Genomic DNA, 1,766 nt, shown 5'->3' with positions numbered 1-1,766 from the left:
TAAGGGCTCGCAGATAATTAACCCGTAGTCTTCGTGAATGGCCCTCGGTTTTGTGGTATGAGCACAGTGGACGAACGGCAAGCGGTGCTGGCGGCGAAGTTCGAAGCGATCGTTCCGCATCTAGATGAGCGTCAGCGGCGTCTGCTGTTCGGCGCGGAGGCGCGCTCGATCGGCCATGGCGGGATCCGGATGGTCGCGCGGGCGGCCGGGGTTCGTGAGGCGACCGTGTCGTTGGGTGTCAGCGAGCTTGACTCGGGGCGGGCCCCGCTGGGTCGGGTGCGTCGGCCTGGTGGGGGTCGTAAGCGTGTGGTGGACGTCGATCCGGGACTGCGGGCCGCGTTGCTGGCGCTAGTGGAGCCGGATATGCGTGGGGATCCGATGTCACCGTTGCGGTGGACGACGAAGTCGACCCGCAACCTTGCCTCTGAGTTGACTCGCCAAGGTCATCGGGTGTCGGCGGACACGGTCGGTGACGTGCTGCGCTCCGAGGGTTTCAGCCTGCAGGGCAACGCGAAGACCCTGGAAGGTCGTCAGCATCCCGATCGGGACGCGCAGTTCCGCTACATCAACGAACAGGCACGCGTGTTCCGGGACGCCGGCGACCCGGTGATCAGCGTGGACTGCAAGAAGAAGGAGATCATCGGGCAGTTCAAGAACGCCGGCCGGACCTGGTCGCCGAAAGGTGACCCGGTCAAGGTCGGCACCCATGACTTCCCGGACAAGGATCTCGGTAAAGCGGTGCCGTACGGGATCTACGACCTGGCCGCGAACACCGGCTGGGTCAACGTCGGCACCGACCATGACACCGCCGGGTTCGCGGTGGAGTCCATCCGCCGCTGGTGGACCGGTGCCGGCCAGGCCGGCTACCCACAGGCGCAACGGCTGCTGATCACCGCGGACGCGGGCGGTTCCAACAGCTACCGCACCCGGGCGTGGAAGGCCGAGCTGGCGGCCCTGGCCACCGAAATCGGACTGGCCATCACCGTCTGCCACCTGCCACCTGGGACCTCGAAGTGGAACAAGATAGAGCACCGGCTGTTCTGTCACATCACGATGAACTGGCGCGGTCAACCGTTGACCAGCCACGAGGTCATCCTGGAGAGCATCGCCGCGACCACCACCGGCACCGGCCTACGGGTGCACGCCGAACTCGACACCGGCAGCTACCCCATCGGGATCGAGGTCAGCGAGGAAACCATGACCACGTTGGACATCACCCGCCACGATTTCCACGGCGACTGGAACTACACACTGAACCCACGCACCGCGCATGGCCCCCAACCCGATCCCGGCGACATGCCCTCGCAGCCCGCACCACGGGATCTGACCGGCCCGGACCGCCACACGCTGTCCCATCCCGCCTTGACAGGCATGCCCCGTCAGCAGCTCGAAGACATCACCGCCGAACTCGCCGCAGCCCAAGCGGCCCAGCGTGAACAGCAACGTCACATCCGGCGCGGCTCAGAACGCCGCCGCGCCCCCGGAGCCGGCCCACCACCCAAACTCACGCCAGCCGACCGCGTTCTGGCCACCGTTCTCTACCTCCGCCGATCCTTCCCGCAACCACTCCTCGCCCAGCTGTTCGGAGTCCACCGAAGCCAGATCACCCGCGCCATCGCCGAAACCCAGAAACTCCTCGACCACCACGACCACACGGCCATTGCCTCGACAGCACGGTTCCACACGCCCACCGACATCGTCAGCTTCATCGCCAACGCAGAAGCCGCCAAGATCAAACCGGCGAGTTAATTATCTGCGAGCCCTAA

At 65.7% G+C, this 1,766-nt stretch carries 1 protein-coding gene; it reads left to right on the top strand.

Annotation, left to right across the window (positions count from 1 at the left end):
* Positions 1-57 precede the first annotated feature (57 nt).
* On the top strand, positions 58-1,749 hold the full coding sequence (locus ABGB16_RS33605; RefSeq protein ID WP_347672079.1) for an ISAzo13 family transposase: 1,692 nt from the start codon (positions 58-60) through the stop codon (positions 1,747-1,749).
* The last annotated feature ends 17 nt before the right edge of the window (positions 1,750-1,766 follow it).

It is taken from the genome of Micromonospora sp. B11E3 (assembly GCF_039871625.1).
Classification (GTDB): Bacteria; Actinomycetota; Actinomycetes; order Mycobacteriales; family Micromonosporaceae; genus Micromonospora.
This window is presented reverse-complemented; position numbering and strand designations above follow the sequence as displayed.